This window comes from Bacillus cereus group sp. Bce019, from assembly GCF_051781745.1.
GTDB classification, from domain to species: domain Bacteria; phylum Bacillota; class Bacilli; order Bacillales; family Bacillaceae_G; genus Bacillus_A; species Bacillus_A cereus.
The window spans coordinates 154,244-172,655 of record NZ_JBPWJX010000007.1; the positions used below are offsets into that span (position 1 = coordinate 154,244).

Sequence of the window (18,412 nt, forward strand, 5' to 3'; positions counted from 1 at the left end):
GAAACGTGAAAGGTAAATTGCTAAAAGGTGTACTTAGCTTAGGTGTTGTTTTAGGAGCTTTATATAGCGGAACGTCAGCTCAAGCAGAAGCGTCTACAAATCAAAATGATACATTAAAAGTGATGACGCATAATGTATATATGCTATCAACAAACTTATATCCGAACTGGGGACAAACTGAGCGTGCTGATTTAATCGGGGCGGCAGATTATATAAAGAATCAAGATGTAGTTATATTAAATGAAGTGTTTGATAATAGCGCTTCAGATCGTTTATTAGGGAATTTGAAGAAAGAATATCCAAATCAAACAGCAGTATTAGGTCGTAGTAGTGGAAGTGAATGGGATAAAACGTTAGGAAACTATTCATCTTCAACTCCTGAAGATGGTGGCGTTGCGATTGTGAGCAAATGGCCAATCGCTGAAAGGATTCAATATGTATTTGCAAAAGGATGCGGGCCAGATAATTTATCGAATAAAGGATTTGTATACACGAAAATTAAGAAAAATGATCGTTTCATTCACGTGATTGGGACGCATTTGCAGGCTGAAGATAGTATGTGCGGAAAAACTTCACCAGCATCTGTACGTACGAACCAATTAAAAGAAATTCAAGATTTTATTAAAAATAAAAATATACCAAATAATGAGTATGTGTTAATTGGTGGTGATATGAACGTAAATAAAATAAATGCAGAGAACAAGAATGATTCAGAGTATGCATCTATGTTTAAAACATTGAACGCTTCTGTACCATCTTATACTGGACATACAGCGACTTGGGACGCAACGACAAACAGTATTGCAAAATATAATTTCCCTGATAGTCCTGCTGAGTATTTAGATTATATTATTGCAAGTAAAGACCATGCGAACCCATCATATATAGAGAATAAGGTGTTACAGCCGAAATCTCCACAATGGACTGTTACATCATGGTTCCAAAAATATACGTATAATGATTACTCTGATCATTATCCAGTAGAGGCGACTATTTCTATGAAGTAGTTTCAAAAAGTTTCTTCGTAAAGAAGAAACTTTTTTTATTTGCAAACAGGAAAATCACACTTTCTTTCCAATATGTATAAGACATATTGAGAAGAGGAGAGAAAAATGTGGATCGAGGAATTTTTAAAGAAGTTCCATTACCGTGTGCATTTTTGGATGAAATGGCTTTAGATAGAAATATTCAATCGATTATAGAGTTAAGTGGAAATAAAAAGATTCGTATAGCGAGTAAATCGTTACGCTCTGTTCCGATTATGCAAAAGATACTAGCTGCAAATGATCGATTTCAAGGTGTTATGTGCTTTTCACCTAGAGAGATTTTATTTTTAATAGAACAAGGATTTAATGATTTATTGCTTGGATATCCTGCTTATGATGAGAGAGCTTTGTATGAAATTAGTTTGTTAACAAAGAAAGGTTTCATTATAACTTGTATGGTGGATTGTGAAGAGCATATTGTGTATTTAGAAAGCATTGCTGAGAAATCTAAAGGATGTTTTCGTGTTTGTTTGGATATTGATATGAGTAGTCGTTTCTTTCAATTTCATTTTGGTGTACAAAGATCCCCAGTAAAAAATGTGCAGGATGCGTTGAAAGTAGTAGAAAAGGTGAGAAGGTCATCATATTTAATGTTAGATGGTGTAATGGGTTATGAAGCTCAAATTGCTGGGGTGGGAGATCATATACCGAATCAATGGTTGAAAAGTAAAGTAATTTCGTATTTAAAGCAGAAATCAGTGCTAGAAGTGAAAGAAAGAAGAGAACATATTGTAAAAGCAATACAAAACATTGGTATTGAGCTAAGGTTTGTAAATGGAGGCGGAACAGGAAGTATAAAAACAACCGAGAAAGATAATTCAGTTTCAGAGATTACAGTAGGTTCTGCTTTTTATTCTCCGAAGCTGTTTGATTATTATAAAGAGGTGAAATTTTATCCAGCGGTCGGATTTGCCTTACCAGTTGTGCGTAAACCAGTCCAGTTTATTTACACTTGCCTAGGTGGTGGATATATTGCTTCAGGAGCAGTTGGAAAAGATAAAGAGCCTGAAGTTTGGAGACCGAAGGGGGCAAAACTATTAGCTTTAGAAGGTGCTGGCGAGGTACAAACGCCAATTTTTTATAACGGCGAGGAACGAGTGGATATAGGAGAGTCCATTTTGTTTCGTCATAGTAAGGCTGGTGAATTATGTGAACGCTTTCCTTTTTTGTATCGTGTTAAAAAAGGAGAGATTGTTGGGGAGTATTCAACATATCGGGGGGATGGCCAATGCTTTCTATAAAGGGGAAAAAGTGGAGAAATTGGACAGGGAATGTAGAAGGAACGCCGCATTATACGATGTATCCAGAAAGTATACAAGATGTAGTAGAAGTTGTGGGGCTTGCGCGAAAAAAGGGAAAGAAAATTCGTGTTGTCGGTTCAGGACACTCGTTTACCCCCCTTGTGCAAACGGAAGAAGTTTTAGTTTCTTTAGATGAATTGAAGGGTATTGTGAATATTGATGCAGAGAAGATGGTTGCTGAAGTATGGGCAGGAACAAAGTTATATGATTTAGGGAAGTTACTTGAGGAAAAAGGCTATGCGCAAGAAAATTTAGGGGATATTGATTCACAATCTATTGCAGGAGCGATTAGTACGGGGACTCATGGAACGGGTATTACCTTTGGGAGTTTATCAACACAAGTTATAGAGATTACGGCAGTTTTATCTAATGGTGAGAGTATAGTTTGTTCGGAAACTGAGAACGTAGAATATTGGAGAGCGTTTCAGTTGTCACTTGGAATGTTAGGTATCATTGTAAAGATAAAATTAAAGGTTATTCCAGCGTATTCACTCGTTTATGAAAGTGAAAAACAGTCATTATCCACTGTAATGAACAAACTAGAAGAATATAAGAAGCAGCGTCATTTTGAATTTTTCGTTTTTCCTTATTCTGATGAAGTACAAGTAAAACTTACGAACGAAACAACGAATCAAGGCAGTGATTTGAAATGGCATAAATTAAAGGTGGAGTTACTTGAAAATAGGATGTTCTCTTTACTATCTAAAGGGTGTAAATGGTTTCCTTCTATAAGTAAAGGAGTGAGTCGATTATCAGCTAAAGCTGTACCAAATACAAAAATAATTGGCCCGAGCTATGAAGTATTTGCTACATCACGTACGGTACCATTTTATGAAATGGAGTATAGCATTCCTTCAAAGTATATGAGGACGGTGGTAGAAGAAATCTCAAATCTTATTGAAAAGAAAAAGTATAAGGTGCACTTCCCGATCGAATGCCGCTATGTAAAAGGGGATGATATATGGCTTAGTCCAGCCTATGGAAGAGATTCAGCGTATATTGCTGTTCATATGTATAAAGGTATGAAATATGCTGCCTACTTTGGCGAAGTGGAAAAAATTTTTCTGAAGTATGAAGGGCGTCCGCATTGGGGGAAAATGCATACATTATCATATGAGCAATTACAAGATATATATCCAGAGTTTCATTCGTTTTTACAGGTGAGGAAATCTCTAGATGAACTTGGAATGTTTTTTAATCCTTATGCAGAAAAGTTATTTATCCCGCTATTTGTCGGGCAGTAAGACCCCCGCTGATTAAAGTTTCACATTATGTATATGAAAAAGCTGACAAATAATTATTTGTCAGCTTTTTTTAGCGTAATTGCATTTCTTGTATGACTAATATGTTCATAAAATAGTAGTTTATCACGGCTAAATACATGCAGTAAAACATGAATAATGAATAGGCCGTTAATGATAAATAGGAATAACAATGTAACGAGTAATACTAAAGGTTCTGTATGATTTAACATAGAGCTACTAGAAAGAATATAATTGATTCCGCCTAACGCAAAATAAAATATACCGTAGCGAATAAATAGTTCTTTTAATGTAATACGATCTGATTTTCCTTTCAGATGAATGCGAAGCAATGCTTTCCCAATTGTTTTTCCATTTGTAAAGTATGGAATAAGAATAAAATAAATAAGGATTGAACACGTAATGAAAATGAGTTCATACATATTCGTGTAAGATTGCATATTAGAAACGAAGAAAGAATTTCCTTTGTTTTTAACGACAGGTACGACGATAGATAAGAAAATCCAATCAATTTGCATCGCGATAAGGCGACGAATGAATCCGACTGGTTTCGTTTCCAAATCAATATGACTATCTAACTCGTTTGTCTTCGGAAGGAAGTACGTAAATATTGGTGCAATGATAAAACCAATTACGCCACCTAATGTATTTAAAAACAAATCATCGATATCAAATAATCGGTATGCACAATTGTATATACCGTATAATCCAGTCACTTGTGTTAGCTCGAAAAATAGTGAAAGGAAAAAGGAAATGCAAATTGTTTGTAAGAAACTACGTCGGAAATAATAACGTAAGTAAATACCGAATGGAACAGTTAATAGAACATTAAATGCAACTTGTAAAAACGCAGACTCTTTTAATAAGTAGAAATAAGTAGCTGGTTTCGTTAAAACTGCCGATGTATGACTACTAATCTCTTGTATGAAATAAAATGGTGAGAGTTGCATGTGTTGTGTATTAGCTGGTTGTAGGCTACAAGTATCAAACGTTTGTGGTAACGGCAAAATAACAAGAAAATAGGCATTTAATAAGTAAAGTAATAATGAGTATAAAATAAATGAGCGCCATTTATTTAAATAACCGTATTTTCGATAATTAAATATTAAAAAAGGGATTAAAAGAAACATTGCTAAAAAGGGGAATAAAATAAATGCTGTTTTTACTGGAAATAAATATGCAGTCAAAGTAAAACTCCTTTCAATGAAAATTCGTTTATCATTATAGCGCTAAAAATATTTAAATACAAAGTTAAAATCTTTCGAAATAGAAATAATTACTAATTTTATAGGAATTAAGTTATAATAAATTTAATATGAGGATATTATGATTATGTAAGTTGAGAGAGGGTACAAGAGATGCGATATGAACTTTTTTCTGTAAGTGGGGATCATATTACGACTTTTGAAAGTGCATGGCGTTTTCAGGAGGGAGAACAGATTTTTGTTCATGATGATCAAACAAAAAGAAACTTTATTATTATTCGTCTGACGCATGATGTATTTCAACAAAATAAACATGTTATTCGTTTGTATTGTCAAGAGAAGAAAGTGTATGCATAAGAGAAGCCCTCTTACAGTATGAAAAGTAAGAGGGCTCTTTATCCCGCTATTTGTGGGAAGCACAATTGGTGAGGATTAAAGTTTCACTTTATCATTTTGCCCCTCGTAAGGAATAAAAAGAGAAGGGTTAATGCACATAGGTAGCATTTGATTTGGAAGAAAGGATATAGCCTTGTATTTTGTGCTTCAAAGTTACATGGCCTTCTCTTTGAGAAAGCCATGTATGGTAATCTTGTTGTGTTTTCCATAACAGACGAATCATATATTCTGCCTTATCATTTGTACGATGAACATGTGAAAACTCTATGTTAATACAACCGTTCGTTCCAGGGGAAGGATAATATTGTTTAAGCCCATAAAGTAGCTCATTTTCATATTCGTACTTAATGTGAATGAGTTTAGTAACTATAAACATATAAACACCTCTTTTACGATAATAGTAGGAAAGATAGAATTACTGTAATAGTAAACTTAAATAATATTATACTATTCAGAAAATTCTAAGTAAATAATAGATTTTAACTTAATAGAGGTATAAAAAAGCGAGTCATTCTATTACACTAGATGACTCGCTTTCAATTTGTAAGTTTTACTTTATAAGAAAATAAGAGTAAGTACACCTACGATAATACAATAGAAAGAGAAATATTTTAAATTTCCTTTTGCCATAATGTTCATAAACCATTTTAGTGAAATATACGTCATGATAAATGTTGCGATGAATGCAACGACATATGGTACGAATAATGTGTCTAGATTTGGATCATTTGCAATGTCTGTAATGCTTAACAATAAGCCACCTAAGCTAACAGGAATGTATAGTAAGAATGAGAAGCGAAGTGCTGTTTCTTGCTTCATACCAAGTAACATTGCTGCTACGATTGTGGCACCAGATCGGCTTATTCCGGGAATCAGTGCGCAGGCTTGTGCTAATCCGACGATGATTGCATCTTTCATAGAAAGGTCGCCATCATTTTTACGACCGCGTAAATTTCTAATAATCCAAAGGCCGACAGCAGTAATAAGAAGGGAAATTCCAACCATCTTCACACCTTTTAAGTACTGATCGATGTAATCTTTAAATAAAACACCAATAACACCTGCTGGAATGGTTGCAATAACAAGATAAATAATAAAGAAGAAATCTGATTTTGCGTCTTCTGCTCTTGTAAATATATAAGAGAGACCATTCTTTGTTAGACGAATTAAATCATTTCTATAAATAAGTAATACAGCTAATAATGAAGCTGAATTAACAAGTAGTTCGAAGCTAAACCCTTCTATTTTTAGTCCTAGCAAATGTTGTGCTAAAACGAGATGACCACTTGAAGAAATCGGAATTGGTTCTGTTAGTCCTTGGAACAGACCGAGAATTAAATATTTTAAAACGTAGTAAAATTGTTCCATAATAACCTCCTTGTTTATTAGTTGAAAGAAACAACTTTTCCATTATAACAAAGATATGGATGAATATTGAAAAGAAATAAATATTCGAAATAAAATAAAAATCCCTTATAGAAGTATAAGGGATTTTTATTTTTAATTAAGAAGTTACTGTTTCTTGAAGACTTTTAGACAATTGAACATCGACTTTTTCAGCATCATGAATATGATTCATAATAGTAGTATTTAATTTTTGGAACATTTGTTGTGTGTTAGCGAATTCTCGTAATATGTCATCATTACAAGACTTTTGGTTTTCGATAGCCTTAATAACATTTGTAGCACCATTTTGTAACGTTTGAATCATAACTAAAATATTTTCAATTCTAGCATTTGTATCGGCGCTCATTTCTACACCTTCATCGACTAAATGTAAATTATCTTTTGTGTTATCATATGCTTTTTCAATTTCTTCTTGAATTTTTTTCGTTAAGTTGCCGATGTTTTTTGTACTTTCTGCTGTACTTTCCGCTAGTTTTCTTACTTCATTGGCAACGACAGCGAATCCTTTACCGTGCTCTCCAGCACGTGCGGCTTCAATACTCGCATTTAATGCAAGTAAATTTGTTTGTGCTGCAATGTTTTGAATGACTTCTACAATTTGCTCGATTTCCTTTGAGCGTTCGCTTAGATGATTCATACTATTAGACGTGCGTTGAGATTGTTCACCTAATTTATTAATTACAATAAGTAAGCGGTGAACGGATTCTTTTCCTTCATTAGAGCAGTCAATAATTTCTGCAATAGACTGAATTAAGCTTTGTTCCTTTTGTAACATTTCATTATTTAACTCATTGGAATGTGTTGTACGTGTTGAAACATTTTCGAAACATGAACTTAACTGTTGAACTAAATTTTGAAGTGTATTGTGTTGGTTATTTACAAGTTGATGCTCTTGGACAACGCTTTGTACACGATCGTGGATAGTAGAAATAGTCTCTTGTTTTTCAATATCTTTTTGTTTTAATTCTGCTTCTAATTCTTGTATACGCTCTTCTAATTGAGCAATTGTATGTTGGAGTGATTTCTTTTGAGTAAACATGTATTTATTTCAACCGCCTTCGAAAGTTATATTTTCTCTATATTTGGATTTTAGCATCTTTTGTATTTTTTAAATATAGGAATTGTTAAATATTTAAGAATCTATTACATTTTATTCATAATTCTCTTTTTTTTGTCACGAAAAATAAACTGTATTTAATCGTTTTGTAAACAAACTGTAAAATAAATCATGTATAACTGTATAAGAAGGGAGTCGGATTATGAACTATTTTAAGCGAATCAGCTGTCTAGTATTAGCAGGAATTATCGGTCTTTCTAGTACAGTCGCTGTTAAAGCAGAGTCAAACGACGAGAAACTTAACAACATGCAACAGCAATTGCAACAAAACGATGCAGAAATGCAAAAGAAAGAGCAAGAGAAGCAAGTTGTTAGTAAAGAAATTAAAGGTATCGAAAACGAACTACATAATTTAAATAATACAATTGCAAAAAATAAAGAGGATCAAGCTGCTATTCAACGTAAAATCGATGAAACACATAAGCAGATTGAACAAAAAAAGGAAGAAATTGTCGTTTTAGAGGATAAAGTCCTTGCTCGTAAAGATATTATGAGAAAACGTATGGTTTCTGTTCAAAACAGTTCAAATACAAGTTTAGTAGTAGAAGTTGTAGTAGAGTCAAAAAACTTTGCAGACTTCTTACAACGTATGAACGCAGTTTCTACTATTCTAGAAGCTGATAAAGAAATTTTACGTCTACAAGAACAAGATCTTCGTCAAATTGAAGAAGATAAGAAAACAATTGACGAAAAAGAAGCATCTTTAGTAGTAGATAAACAAAAATTAGCAAAAGCGCAAGCTGAACTGCAAGATAACCTGAAAAAACGTCAAGATAACTTGCAAACAGTTCAAGCTAAATATAATGAAGTTGCAAGCCAACTTAATTTAGCAGCGGAAGAGAAAGCTAAAATTGAATCAAATATGAAGGCAGTACAAGAAACGATTGCTCGTGAACAAGAAGCAGCAAGAATCGCAGCGGAAGAGCGTGCAAAAGCAGAAGCGGCTGCAAAAGCAGAGCAAGAAGCTTTAGCGAAAGCACAAGCAGAAATTGCTGAAAAGCAAAAACAAGAAAAAGCTAATAAACCAGCTGAACCAATTGCTAATAATAATTCGAAGGTAGAACCTACAAAACCTGCACAACCTGAACCACCTTCTAAGCCAACTGCTGGTGGGAAAGAAATTTATGTAGAAGCTACAGCTTATACAGCTGATCCAGCGGAAAATGGTTATGCACCAGGTCAACAAGTATTTTCTGCATGGGGACACTATAACTTAACTGCAAACCCAGGAATGAAATTAATTGCTGTAGATCCAAATGTTATTCCATTAGGTAAGACTGTAAATGTTGAAGGTTATGGAGTAGCAATTGCAGCCGATACTGGTGGAGCTATTAAGGGGCATAGAATTGATGTTTTAATGCCAGATAAAGGTTCATCAAGTAGTTGGGGCAGAAGAACAGTTAAAGTTACAATTTTAAACTAAAGCGTAATCCAACTTTACAATATGTAAAGTTGGATTTTTTTATAATAATAATGTTAAGTTGAGTTTACATTTTGTTAAGGATAGCATACAATAATGGTGAGAGGTGGTAAATTTGACCATTTTAAATAGAGTAAAAGAATTAAGAGCTCGTTTTAACTTTACGCAAAGTGTATTAGCAGAAAAGGTTGGAGTAACGAGACAAACAATTGCTGCAATTGAAAAAGGGGATTACGTTCCTTCGTTGTTATTAGCACTTACGATTTGTGATGTGTTTCAGTTAAAGATGGAAGATGTGTTTGTTTTAAATAAGGAGGGGGAAGAGGATGAATAGAATTGTTTTTTCTTATATCATAAACGTGCTTTATACTGCTTTAGCATGCTGGACATTTGTTGAATTTTATAGTGTCATTACAGAGTTAGCAGATATAATTAAAAACGAGAAATTCCCATTTGAAGTATGGTTTAATGGAGTACCATTCATTTTATTATTTATTGGAGCAATTATAGTTACAATTTTTTATAGAATTCAAAAGAAAAAATATAAGAATTTATCTTTTTGGATGTATCCATTATTATTTCCGCTAGAAGATGAACGTGAAAAAGCGATTACGGATAAAGCTTGTCGAACAACATTTGTATCGTTATGGTTTGTGTTACCTTGTGCAGTTGGATTTTTAACTTTTTCGCCTATTATTAATGAATATCTTCCTGGATACCCATTATATATTCTATTTTCTATTTTCTTTATTCAAATGACAGTATTTCACGTATCACTATACAGAAATAAATTAGCTTAAAAAGAAACCTTCTTGCACTGGCAAGAAGGTTTCTTTTTAAGCTAATACTTGTACATATAGCGATATTATTTTATCATTTTATATAGAGTAAGATTTTGTAAGGGAAAGGAACTGTGTATGAATAAGCAAAGAATTTATAGTATAGTAGCAATTCTGCTATTTGTTGTAGGTGGCGTATTAATTGGAAAGCCATTTTATGATGGATATCAGGCTGAAAAGAAACAGACTGAAAATGTGCAGGCTGTTCAAAAGATGGATTATGAAAAGCATGAGACGGAATTTGTAGATGCTTCCAAAATTAATCAACCAGACTTGGCGGAAGTAGCGAATGCATCATTAGATAAGAAACAAGTAATTGGTCGTATTTCGATTCCAAGTGTTTCAGTAGAACTGCCTGTTTTAAAAGCTTCTACTGAAAAAAACTTATTATCAGGTGCAGCGACAGTAAAAGAGAATCAAGTTATGGGAAAAGGAAATTACGCATTAGCAGGACATAATATGTCTAAAAAAGGTGTTTTATTTAGTGATATAGCTTCTTTGAAAAAAGGCGATAAAATTTATTTGTATGACAATGAAAATGAATATGAGTATACGGTTACTGGTGTATCTGAAGTAACTCCTGATAAGTGGGAAGTTGTAGAGGATCATGGGAAAGATGAGATAACGCTTATTACATGTGTATCTGTAAAGGATAATTCTAAGCGTTATGTTGTTGCTGGTGATTTAGTAGGAACGAAGGCGAAGAAGTAAAAAAGAAGGTGAACTCTTTAAAGAGTTCACCTTCTTTTTTACTAATGTTGAGAAATAATAGAATATTTTGGTTTGTATTCAAATATTATTCTATTTATGTATAATAAAGTTAGGATTTTATATTTTGGGAGGAACAAGAGTGAGACAACAGGTGAAGAAACTTCTTTTAACAACGAGTATAGCGTTATTGGTAGCTCCAATTTCAGCTTATGCACATCCAGGGCGTACAGATGCTAATGGCGGACATACGTGTCGTACAAATTGTGAGAAATGGGGATTACAGTACGGAGAATATCATTATCACAATAAACCAGCTTCTAGTAGTGGCGCAACGAGCCCAGCTCCTAGCCAGAATAATAATAGTGCTGTAGAAGCTGAGAGACAAGCAGAAGCACAGCGCAATACCGAGGCGGAAAAACAACGTGCTGCAGAAGTGCAACGCAACGCTGAGGCGGAAAAACAACGTAATGCAGAAGCACAGCGTAAAGCTGAAGAAGAGAGACAACGTGTAGCCGAGGAACAAAGAAAAGCTGAAGAGGCACGTAAGCAAAAGGAAGCGCAGCGCCAAGCTGATATGGAAAAAGGTCAACTTGAAGGTCAAAAGAATGGAGAAACTGATTTTAAAGCAGGAAAAAATGATGCAGAAGTGCATGTAGCTGGAAAATCTGATGCATATAAACAAGCGTTTAAAGCGACTTATGCAGCCGTATGGTCTTTAGAAGAGCAGAAGAAAACGCATTTTGAAAAAGGAAAAGAACAAGGTTTAGCACAAGAGACGATGGACGATAGTCAAGTTGCTTCAGAGTTTAAGGTAAACTTTGCAGACGGATTCAAAGTAGGGAATAAAGAAAGAACAGAAAAAATTGAAAAAGAGCAAGCTGAGTTAGGGGAAAAGACAGGGAAAGAACTAGCTGAAAAGAATCCTGGAAATAGAGAGAAAGAAGTATACGTGAAGGCATATGAAACAGCGTATGAAAAAGGCTATAAGTCTACAAAAAAGGTAGTAGAAAAGGCTGGCTATAAGTATGCATTTGAAAACTATGATTTAAAAGTTCCTGCTAAGTATGAAAGAAATGAATTGTTAAAGAAATGGTTTACTGAAGGATTTAAATCGAATAAAAAAGCAGCGGAAATTCGAGAAGAAGGGTATAAAAAGGGAGACAGCTGGTTCTCATTCTTCTATAAGAGTTTCGTACCAAGTGAATATAAAGAACATAAAGAGCTGTACGAACAAGCAATTGAAAAAGGTAAAACAGCATAAAAAAAGATGAGGAGAAATTCCTCATCTTTTTTAATCCATCCATTTCACTAATTTCTTAGAAATTAATAATAAAACACAACCTAGTACAATTGCCACAGCGCCAATAACTGTGAATACTTCAGCGTATCCAAGTGAAGTTGTGAAGCTTGCAAGTTGTCCGCCTAAAATGTTGGCGATACCTGAACTTGCTAGCCATACACCCATTAGTAAAGATGCTAATTTTACCGGTGCAAGCGCACTAACCATTGATAGTCCGACAGGTGATAAGAATAGCTCACCTAACGTATGGAAAAGATACGTAAAGACGATAAACAGTAAGTTTGCTTTTTCTGTAATGTTATGTTCATCACTACCTGTTTTTAATGTAGCGATAACGAGAATGATATAACCGATACCGAGCAAGATCATACCAAGTCCCATTTTAGTTGGGATTTTTAAATCACCCTGCTTGCGAGTTGCAAGTTTTGCCCATAATGCAGAAATGACTGGAGCAAGCAAAATAATAAATAATGGATTGACCGATTGGAACCAAGATGTTGGAACTTCCCATCCGAACACAGAGCGGTCTACAAATTTGTTTGTATATAATGTTAATGAGCTACCAGCTTGTTCAAAGCCAGCCCAGAAGAAGACAACGAAGCATGTTAAAATGACGATAACAGCGGTACGTTGTTTTTCTTTTTTTGTTAATGGTGTATCTCCTACTGATGGTTGTCCAGCAGCTGTTTGTAAATCGCGAGTTGGTTTTTTACCGATATTACCAAGGAAGCGATTTGATAGTGTTGTAAATAAAATTTGTCCAATGATCATTCCGATTGAAGCGGCTAAGAAACCGTAACGGAATCCGTAATGTACAACGCCATCAACTGTTGTTTTGAATAAATTTTCTGATAAAAATCCGCAAACGAGTGGAGCTAAAAATGACCCGACGTTAATACCCATATAGAAAATGGTAAATGCACTATCACGTTTTGGATCGTTCTCTTCGTATAATTCTCCAACCAGTGTAGAGATGTTCGGTTTGAAGAATCCGTTACCGATAATAATAAGCGCTAATCCGAGGTATAGGCCTAATTGGTTTTGCAAGGCAAATAGTGTAAGGTTACCGATTGCCATTGTTATACCACCAATTGTGATTGCTTTTCGTCTACCTAGAAAACGGTCTGTTAAGTATCCACCAATCATTGGTGTGAAATAACAGGCTCCAGTATAAAATCCGTAAATAGAGAGTGCCCATGCGGGACTAAACCCAAGACCACCGCTTACTAAAGCTGTCGTTAAATATAATGTTAATAATCCTCGTAATCCATAGTAACTAAATCTTTCCCACATTTCTGTAAAGAAGAGTAAGTATAAACCTGGAGGATGTTTCTTTTTTCTTTGTTGTTCTCTTTCTAGTTGTATCGCTGATTCCATGTTATTTTCCTCCTGACACAAACAAAAACAAAGTTAATAATTTTGTACATTTAATATTTTACTTTATTAACTATTATAAGTCAATAAAGGTTGATTTTTCAGAAGAAATTGGAAAAGAGGAATAGCTATAGAATGGGTGTTTCTTTTGTGATAGACTATGGACTATGTTTTCTTTGTAAGGAAGCGGGTTATTGTACTTTTTTATATGTGAAATTGATTTCATAAAAGATGAAATTAAAGAAGGAGAAAGAAATGAAATTGTTACAGAAAAAAGAAATTTTACTTATTAGCCTTATGTTATTCTCTATGTTCTTTGGAGCAGGGAATCTTATATTTCCACCTTTCCTTGGGTATGAAGCAGGAGAACATGTTTGGATTTCATTAGTAGGGTTTATTATATCAGCAACAGGTCTTCCTATATTAGGTGTTATCTCCATTGCAAAAGCAGGAAGTTTTCAAACGTTAGCGGGTAGGGTTCATTCTTCATTTGCAATTATTTTTCCATGTATCGTGTATGTATTTATTGGACCTGGGCTTGGTATACCACGTGCGGGAAGTTTAGCTTTTGAAATGGGGCCAGGTCAGTTATTCCCTGAAGCAGGAAACGGATTATTATTGTTTTACACAGTTATTTTCTTTAGTATTGTTTACTGGTTAAGTTTATCCCCATCTAAATTAATGGGGTTGTTTGGAAAAGTATTGACGCCGTTATTATTATGTATGATTGCACTCATTTTTATAAAGAGTATGTTTACAACAGTAGGAGATATGAAAGAACCAATAGGGAACTATGGCCAAGCTCCTATGTTTCAAGGATTTTTAGATGGATATTTAACAATGGATGCGTTAGCTGCTTTAATCTTTGGAATTGTTATTGCAAATGCATTACGTGCAAAGGGTATTGAAGATGATAAAGGTTTAGCGAAATATATGAGTATTGCTGGAATTGGGGCAGGACTATTATTATCTATTATTTATGTCATCCTTGGATATGTGGGGGCAATTAGTGGCTCATTAGGAACATTTGATAACGGTGCGAAAGTGTTAGCACAAGTTATGATTACATTATTTGGACAGGGCGGAGTCGTTTTATTAGGTCTTATTTTTACTATCGCGTGTTTATGTGTTTCAATTGGACTTGTTACGTCTTGTAGTCAATTTTTTGCGAGTGCATTTCCGAAAGTATCTTATAAATTGTGGGCATTTATCGTAAGCGTTGTTAGTATGATTTTAGCTAATTTAGGGTTAACGCAAATTTTAAAAGTATCAGTACCAATTCTTGGATTTATTTATCCAATTGCGTTAACGCTTATTATTCTAGGGTTATTCCATCAGTGTATTGGAAAGTATGCATACGTATATGCAGTAACTGTTTTGGTTGTAGCGATATTTAGTGCAATTGACATTTTAAATAAAAATGTGATGATGAATCAGTGGACGTCAGCATTAAAATACATCCCGTTTTATACAGAAGGTGTTGGGTGGATTGTTCCAGCTATTGTAGGCATGTGTCTTGGTTTTATCGTTAGCATTTTTCTAAATAAGAATAAATGAGTAAAAAGGTGTTTTCCTATTTTGGGAAGACACCTTTCTTTTTTTGGAAAAAATACTATTGAAAATGAATAGACTAAGAGTATGATAAAGATAATTGGTAATATATAGGTTCAATGAGAGTTACGAATAAGGGGGGAGCGTATGAAGAAGGATTTGGATAAGAAAATAGAAGCACTCGAAACGGCAATTGAAACAATTCAAGAAGCACTTGCTGAATTAAAAGTAAAGCAAAGGGAAATAGAAGTAGAAAACGCTCAGCAACATGTTAGTAAGAACAAGAAAGAATATATTGAAACGGTAATGGAGGAAAAGCCAAAAGAAGAAATAGTTAAGATAAAAGAGCCTTTGCAAGAACCTGAGTTAAAACAAGTAGATATATCGGCTTTTAAACCAGAGCCATTTAATATTATTAAGTTTTGTCAGACGTGGTTACCGCGTGTATTTGTCGGTATTATGTTGCTTGGAGTGATCTGGTTATTTAAAGCAGGGGTAGATGCTGGTTTATTAACACCAGCGATACGAATTGTGTTTGGTATCGCATTATCTATCGGGTTGTATTATATAGGAGATATTCAAATTAAAAGAGAGCGGCAAGCGTTAGGATTAGTATTAGCTGGAGGAAGTATTACCGGGATTGTTCTAACGACGTTTGCAGCACATTATTTATATGGATTTATTCCGGCAAGTGTCGCGTTTCTCTGTAATATTGCATGGGTTATTTTAGGGATTTATTTAGCGAAAAGATATCAATCGGAATATCTCACTATTTTCGTAGCGGTCGGTGCGTTCTTCGTACCATTCTTGTTAAATAGTACGACTCCTAATCCTTATATTTTCTTTGGATATGAGACAGTATTAACACTTAGTTTATTATGGTATGCGTTGAAAAATCGTTATAAATACTTATATATGATTTCTTACGCTGTTGCTGCCATTGTCCTTTTCGTTTTCTTTGCTGTTATGTCAATGTTAGTAGAGAACTTGCAAATACAGTTAACGATTGTATATGGTTTGATTCATTTACTATTATTTTGGCATATGTTTACGGAGAGAAGTTTTATACTAGAACCACGTTTGGCGATATTTAGTGCGAATGCAGTGTTCTTTATACTAGCTATTTCAAAAATACCTGATTTTACAACATGGGGATTGATTATTAGTGCATTCGTACATGCCGCTATGTTCGTATGTGAATATAGGAAAAATAGACATTCTACATTTACAAATCTCTTATTTGGTTTCGCAATGGGAGCATTTAGTTTAGCAATTTTATATGAGTATAGTTTAGTGAATGCAGCGATTGTACTATTGTTACAAGGTTTCCTCGGCATGGTCACTTCTATTAAAGTAAAACAACAGATAAAATTGTATGTTAGTGCGACGGTTTACGCAATTGGAATGATACAGACTATTTTTAGCCCGTTTGATCAATTTATTTCGGCAGGCTTTGTTGCTCATCTTATTTTAATAGGAACGTTCTATTATTGCATGAGAGAAGCGAAAGAAGTATTAGCGAGCTTCGGCAAATATATGTATTCTATAGTGCTCTATTGGTTTATGATAATTGTATTTATTACAATTACGAGAATCGGTGAAGTTTTATCTACAGATGGAAGCGTAATTAGTGTATCAGTATCGTTATTATGGATGGTATATGCATTATTTGCGGTTTGGTTTGGAAGAAATAGAAATATGAATGAAATATTATATGCTGGTTTAGTCGTTTTAGTCGTAACGGTAGGGAAGTTATTCTTACTTGACTTACCAGAGGTATCGATGATGATTAGGGCAGTGTTATTCCTAATCGTCGGTAGTATAGGTATCGTTATTTCAAGAATGTTTTTCTCGAATGAAGAGAAGTGAGAAGAAGGCAATCCATGTATGGATTGCCTTTTTTATTATTTCTTATTAATCGTTACAGTTTCATTATATTTCGTTGTTGTATTTTGGCGTAGACGAAGCGTTGCTTGTCCAGTTGTATTTGAATCAATCTGTACATTTACAACTTTCTCAGCAGAGCCTAAGCTGTTTGTTGTGAAAGAAAATGCACTACTATATCCGAAAGTAGATGGCCAAGTACCGTTTGCATTTTGTACTTTAGCCACTTGTGTTCCACCAGTAGTGAAGATACCTAAAGAATAGTTGTTATACGTTGTATTAGGTAGTAAGTTATTTACTTGAATCTTCATTTGGAAAATTTCATTGTTTGGTAGAATGCTAGGGTGTGTAACGACGTAGTCGCTTGTTGTTACCGCACCGTTATAACCGTATGAACCTGGTTTAAAAGTATTTGTATTAAACCATTGATAACCTGCATTTGGTGCACTCCAAGGTTCAGGTTGTGGTTCTGTTGATAAGCTTGGCTGTTCAAATGTTTGTAGAGCTGTAGGTGAATCAAGTTGTAAACCATTTACTTGATCTAAACTTGTAAATGTCTCTTTATTTGATAACCAATTTACGATGTTTTCTAATAAAATCGCATCGTTTTCTTCTTTATAACCATCGTAAGTTTTCTTTGTTTGGCCAGAATCTTCACGAACGTATTTTGGCGTAGCATCTTCAACAGGAGAAGAGTCACCAATAAAGGCAGCTTTTCCAAGTCCTACTTTTGCGATAGCAGCATATGGGCCTTCTGCAATACCACCGCCATTATAAACGCCAGTATCAACAGCGTTATTCCATTTTGATGGATTTTCTGGAAGGTAAACAAGTCCTTTTGCTAGTTTTGGGTTTGTAATTGCTAGAGTAGAACCAGCATGCATTGCTACAGACGAAACACCTTTTGTAATTCCGAAAGATTGTTCAGGCGATACAATTGTTTTCGCTGAAACATCACCAAGTGCATTGTAGCGGAAGCGAATACCGAAGTTGTCAGAGAGCCAATCAGAGCTTTCTACTCCTTGCATAGCTTGTGAATTTGCTTCTTCATTAGACATTCCTTTTACTGGATTATCCCAAGCACCGCGTCTATATCCATTAAATACTTCAGAAGAGTCCCAGCGATTTTTATTACGATCTGCATTGTAATGATCAGCAATAAAGAAGATACTACCACCATTTTTTACATATTGTAACATAGCGTCCTGCTCAGATTTTTTGTAAGGAATATTAGCTTCTGGAACGATAAATACGTTGTAATCTTTTAAATCTTCGTACGTAATAGGAGTTGATTTACGAAGTTCCTTTACGTGATATCCGTTTTTTGCAATGCCGTTTCCGAAGTCAGAAAAGCCGCCGTCAATAACCCAGTCAGCTGTCCCAGCAGTTTGACCGTGTGTATTATCGAATAATACTTTCTTCCCATTGTTTTGATTTACAACTTTTGCAGCAATTTCAGGAGCTGGGTCTACAGAGCTTTCGGCATAAGTAGACGGTATGAACGAGGTCCCTATACTTAGTGTAATTGCTGTTGCTAAAGAAAATATAATCCATTTTTTATTCTTCATAGAAGAATCCCCCTAATAATAAATATATGTG

At 34.5% G+C, this 18,412-nt stretch carries 17 protein-coding genes; 11 read left to right on the plus strand and 6 right to left on the minus strand.

Annotated elements, in window-relative coordinates; genetic code table 11:
• Nucleotides 1–5 precede the first annotated feature (5 nt).
• From sph to ACS2QP_RS12915, 3 genes are all read left to right on the plus strand, one after another.
• Nucleotides 6–1,007, plus strand: a complete 1,002-nt coding sequence (gene sph / locus ACS2QP_RS12905; protein ID WP_000676806.1) for a sphingomyelinase C — start codon at nucleotides 6–8, stop codon at nucleotides 1,005–1,007.
• Nucleotides 1,008–1,114: 107 nt separating this feature from the next.
• Nucleotides 1,115–2,287, plus strand: a complete 1,173-nt coding sequence (locus tag ACS2QP_RS12910; protein WP_000373737.1) for an amino acid deaminase/aldolase — start codon at nucleotides 1,115–1,117, stop codon at nucleotides 2,285–2,287.
• The gene (locus ACS2QP_RS12915) at nucleotides 2,275–3,591 is read left to right on the plus strand and encodes a D-arabinono-1,4-lactone oxidase (protein WP_000948913.1); all 1,317 of its coding nucleotides are present in this window, start codon (nucleotides 2,275–2,277) and stop codon (nucleotides 3,589–3,591) included. Before ACS2QP_RS12910 ends, ACS2QP_RS12915 begins: the two co-directional genes overlap by 13 nt.
• Nucleotides 3,592–3,644: 53 nt before the next feature.
• Here ACS2QP_RS12915 and ACS2QP_RS12920 read toward each other — a convergent pair whose 3' ends face one another.
• Nucleotides 3,645–4,796: a VanZ family protein gene (locus ACS2QP_RS12920; RefSeq protein WP_000128025.1), complete on the minus strand. Its 1,152-nt coding sequence runs from the start codon at nucleotides 4,794–4,796 to the stop codon at nucleotides 3,645–3,647.
• Nucleotides 4,797–4,967: 171 nt separating this feature from the next.
• Between ACS2QP_RS12920 and ACS2QP_RS12925 the strand changes: the two genes are divergently transcribed.
• Nucleotides 4,968–5,171: a hypothetical protein gene (locus ACS2QP_RS12925; protein ID WP_001268332.1), complete on the plus strand. Its 204-nt coding sequence runs from the start codon at nucleotides 4,968–4,970 to the stop codon at nucleotides 5,169–5,171.
• Between the two features lie 127 nt (nucleotides 5,172–5,298).
• Here ACS2QP_RS12925 and ACS2QP_RS12930 read toward each other — a convergent pair whose 3' ends face one another.
• The 3 genes from ACS2QP_RS12930 to ACS2QP_RS12940 form a co-directional block, all read right to left on the minus strand.
• Nucleotides 5,299–5,586: a hypothetical protein gene (locus ACS2QP_RS12930; RefSeq protein WP_000471238.1), complete on the minus strand. Its 288-nt coding sequence runs from the start codon at nucleotides 5,584–5,586 to the stop codon at nucleotides 5,299–5,301.
• Nucleotides 5,587–5,765: 179 nt separating this feature from the next.
• A complete protein-coding gene (locus ACS2QP_RS12935; RefSeq protein ID WP_000434794.1) occupies nucleotides 5,766–6,578 on the minus strand; it encodes an undecaprenyl-diphosphate phosphatase in 813 nt (270 codons plus the stop codon).
• A 136-nt stretch (nucleotides 6,579–6,714) separates the two neighbouring features.
• A complete protein-coding gene (locus ACS2QP_RS12940; RefSeq protein WP_000495031.1) occupies nucleotides 6,715–7,656 on the minus strand; it encodes a methyl-accepting chemotaxis protein in 942 nt (313 codons plus the stop codon).
• 220 nt (nucleotides 7,657–7,876) lie between these two features.
• Here ACS2QP_RS12940 and ACS2QP_RS12945 point away from each other — a divergent pair, with 220 nt between their 5' ends.
• The 5 genes from ACS2QP_RS12945 to ACS2QP_RS12965 all read left to right on the plus strand — a co-directional run bounded on the left by ACS2QP_RS12945 (nucleotide 7,877) and on the right by ACS2QP_RS12965 (nucleotide 11,965).
• On the plus strand, nucleotides 7,877–9,157 hold the full coding sequence (locus tag ACS2QP_RS12945) for a 3D domain-containing protein (RefSeq protein ID WP_438882483.1): 1,281 nt from the start codon (nucleotides 7,877–7,879) through the stop codon (nucleotides 9,155–9,157).
• A 112-nt stretch (nucleotides 9,158–9,269) separates the two neighbouring features.
• Complete coding sequence (locus ACS2QP_RS12950; RefSeq protein ID WP_000154019.1) at nucleotides 9,270–9,488, plus strand: helix-turn-helix transcriptional regulator; 219 nt, start codon at nucleotides 9,270–9,272, stop codon at nucleotides 9,486–9,488.
• A complete protein-coding gene (locus ACS2QP_RS12955; RefSeq protein WP_001080043.1) occupies nucleotides 9,481–9,954 on the plus strand; it encodes a hypothetical protein in 474 nt (157 codons plus the stop codon). Before ACS2QP_RS12950 ends, ACS2QP_RS12955 begins: the two co-directional genes overlap by 8 nt.
• 117 nt (nucleotides 9,955–10,071) lie before the next feature.
• Entirely contained in the window at nucleotides 10,072–10,704 is a 633-nt protein-coding gene (locus ACS2QP_RS12960; RefSeq protein WP_001041727.1) for a class A sortase, read from the plus strand.
• A 139-nt stretch (nucleotides 10,705–10,843) separates the two neighbouring features.
• A complete protein-coding gene (locus tag ACS2QP_RS12965; protein ID WP_438882484.1) occupies nucleotides 10,844–11,965 on the plus strand; it encodes a YHYH domain-containing protein in 1,122 nt (373 codons plus the stop codon).
• Nucleotides 11,966–11,995: 30 nt separating this feature from the next.
• Here the strand turns inward: ACS2QP_RS12965 and ACS2QP_RS12970 are convergent, their stop codons facing one another.
• Entirely contained in the window at nucleotides 11,996–13,381 is a 1,386-nt protein-coding gene (locus tag ACS2QP_RS12970; protein WP_000443143.1) for a peptide MFS transporter, read from the minus strand.
• Nucleotides 13,382–13,633: 252 nt separating this feature from the next.
• Here ACS2QP_RS12970 and brnQ1 point away from each other — a divergent pair, with 252 nt between their 5' ends.
• Nucleotides 13,634–14,935, plus strand: a complete 1,302-nt coding sequence (gene brnQ1 / locus ACS2QP_RS12975; protein ID WP_153581980.1) for a branched-chain amino acid transport system II carrier protein BrnQ1 — start codon at nucleotides 13,634–13,636, stop codon at nucleotides 14,933–14,935.
• A gap of 141 nt (nucleotides 14,936–15,076) precedes the next feature.
• Complete coding sequence (locus tag ACS2QP_RS12980; protein ID WP_438882485.1) at nucleotides 15,077–16,798, plus strand: DUF2339 domain-containing protein; 1,722 nt, start codon at nucleotides 15,077–15,079, stop codon at nucleotides 16,796–16,798.
• Between the two features lie 35 nt (nucleotides 16,799–16,833).
• Here ACS2QP_RS12980 and ACS2QP_RS12985 read toward each other — a convergent pair whose 3' ends face one another.
• A complete protein-coding gene (locus ACS2QP_RS12985; RefSeq protein WP_438882486.1) occupies nucleotides 16,834–18,381 on the minus strand; it encodes a DNA-binding protein in 1,548 nt (515 codons plus the stop codon).
• Between the last annotated feature and the right edge of the window lie 31 nt (nucleotides 18,382–18,412).

What these genes read in the sequence shown, in the direction of transcription:
- ACS2QP_RS12980 (WP_438882485.1), top strand. Translation starts at nt 15,077, where the DNA reads ATGAAGAAGGATTTGGATAAGAAAATAGAAGCACTCGAAACGGCAATT.
- ACS2QP_RS12985 (WP_438882486.1), bottom strand. Translation starts at nt 18,381, where the DNA reads ATGAAGAATAAAAAATGGATTATATTTTCTTTAGCAACAGCAATTACA.
- ACS2QP_RS12970 (WP_000443143.1), bottom strand. Translation starts at nt 13,381, where the DNA reads ATGGAATCAGCGATACAACTAGAAAGAGAACAACAAAGAAAAAAGAAA.
- ACS2QP_RS12925 (WP_001268332.1), top strand. Translation starts at nt 4,968, where the DNA reads ATGCGATATGAACTTTTTTCTGTAAGTGGGGATCATATTACGACTTTT.
- ACS2QP_RS12940 (WP_000495031.1), bottom strand. Translation starts at nt 7,656, where the DNA reads ATGTTTACTCAAAAGAAATCACTCCAACATACAATTGCTCAATTAGAA.
- ACS2QP_RS12935 (WP_000434794.1), bottom strand. Translation starts at nt 6,578, where the DNA reads ATGGAACAATTTTACTACGTTTTAAAATATTTAATTCTCGGTCTGTTC.
- ACS2QP_RS12945 (WP_438882483.1), top strand. Translation starts at nt 7,877, where the DNA reads ATGAACTATTTTAAGCGAATCAGCTGTCTAGTATTAGCAGGAATTATC.
- ACS2QP_RS12930 (WP_000471238.1), bottom strand. Translation starts at nt 5,586, where the DNA reads ATGTTTATAGTTACTAAACTCATTCACATTAAGTACGAATATGAAAAT.
- ACS2QP_RS12960 (WP_001041727.1), top strand. Translation starts at nt 10,072, where the DNA reads ATGAATAAGCAAAGAATTTATAGTATAGTAGCAATTCTGCTATTTGTT.
- ACS2QP_RS12915 (WP_000948913.1), top strand. Translation starts at nt 2,275, where the DNA reads ATGCTTTCTATAAAGGGGAAAAAGTGGAGAAATTGGACAGGGAATGTA.
- ACS2QP_RS12955 (WP_001080043.1), top strand. Translation starts at nt 9,481, where the DNA reads ATGAATAGAATTGTTTTTTCTTATATCATAAACGTGCTTTATACTGCT.
- brnQ1 (WP_153581980.1), top strand. Translation starts at nt 13,634, where the DNA reads ATGAAATTGTTACAGAAAAAAGAAATTTTACTTATTAGCCTTATGTTA.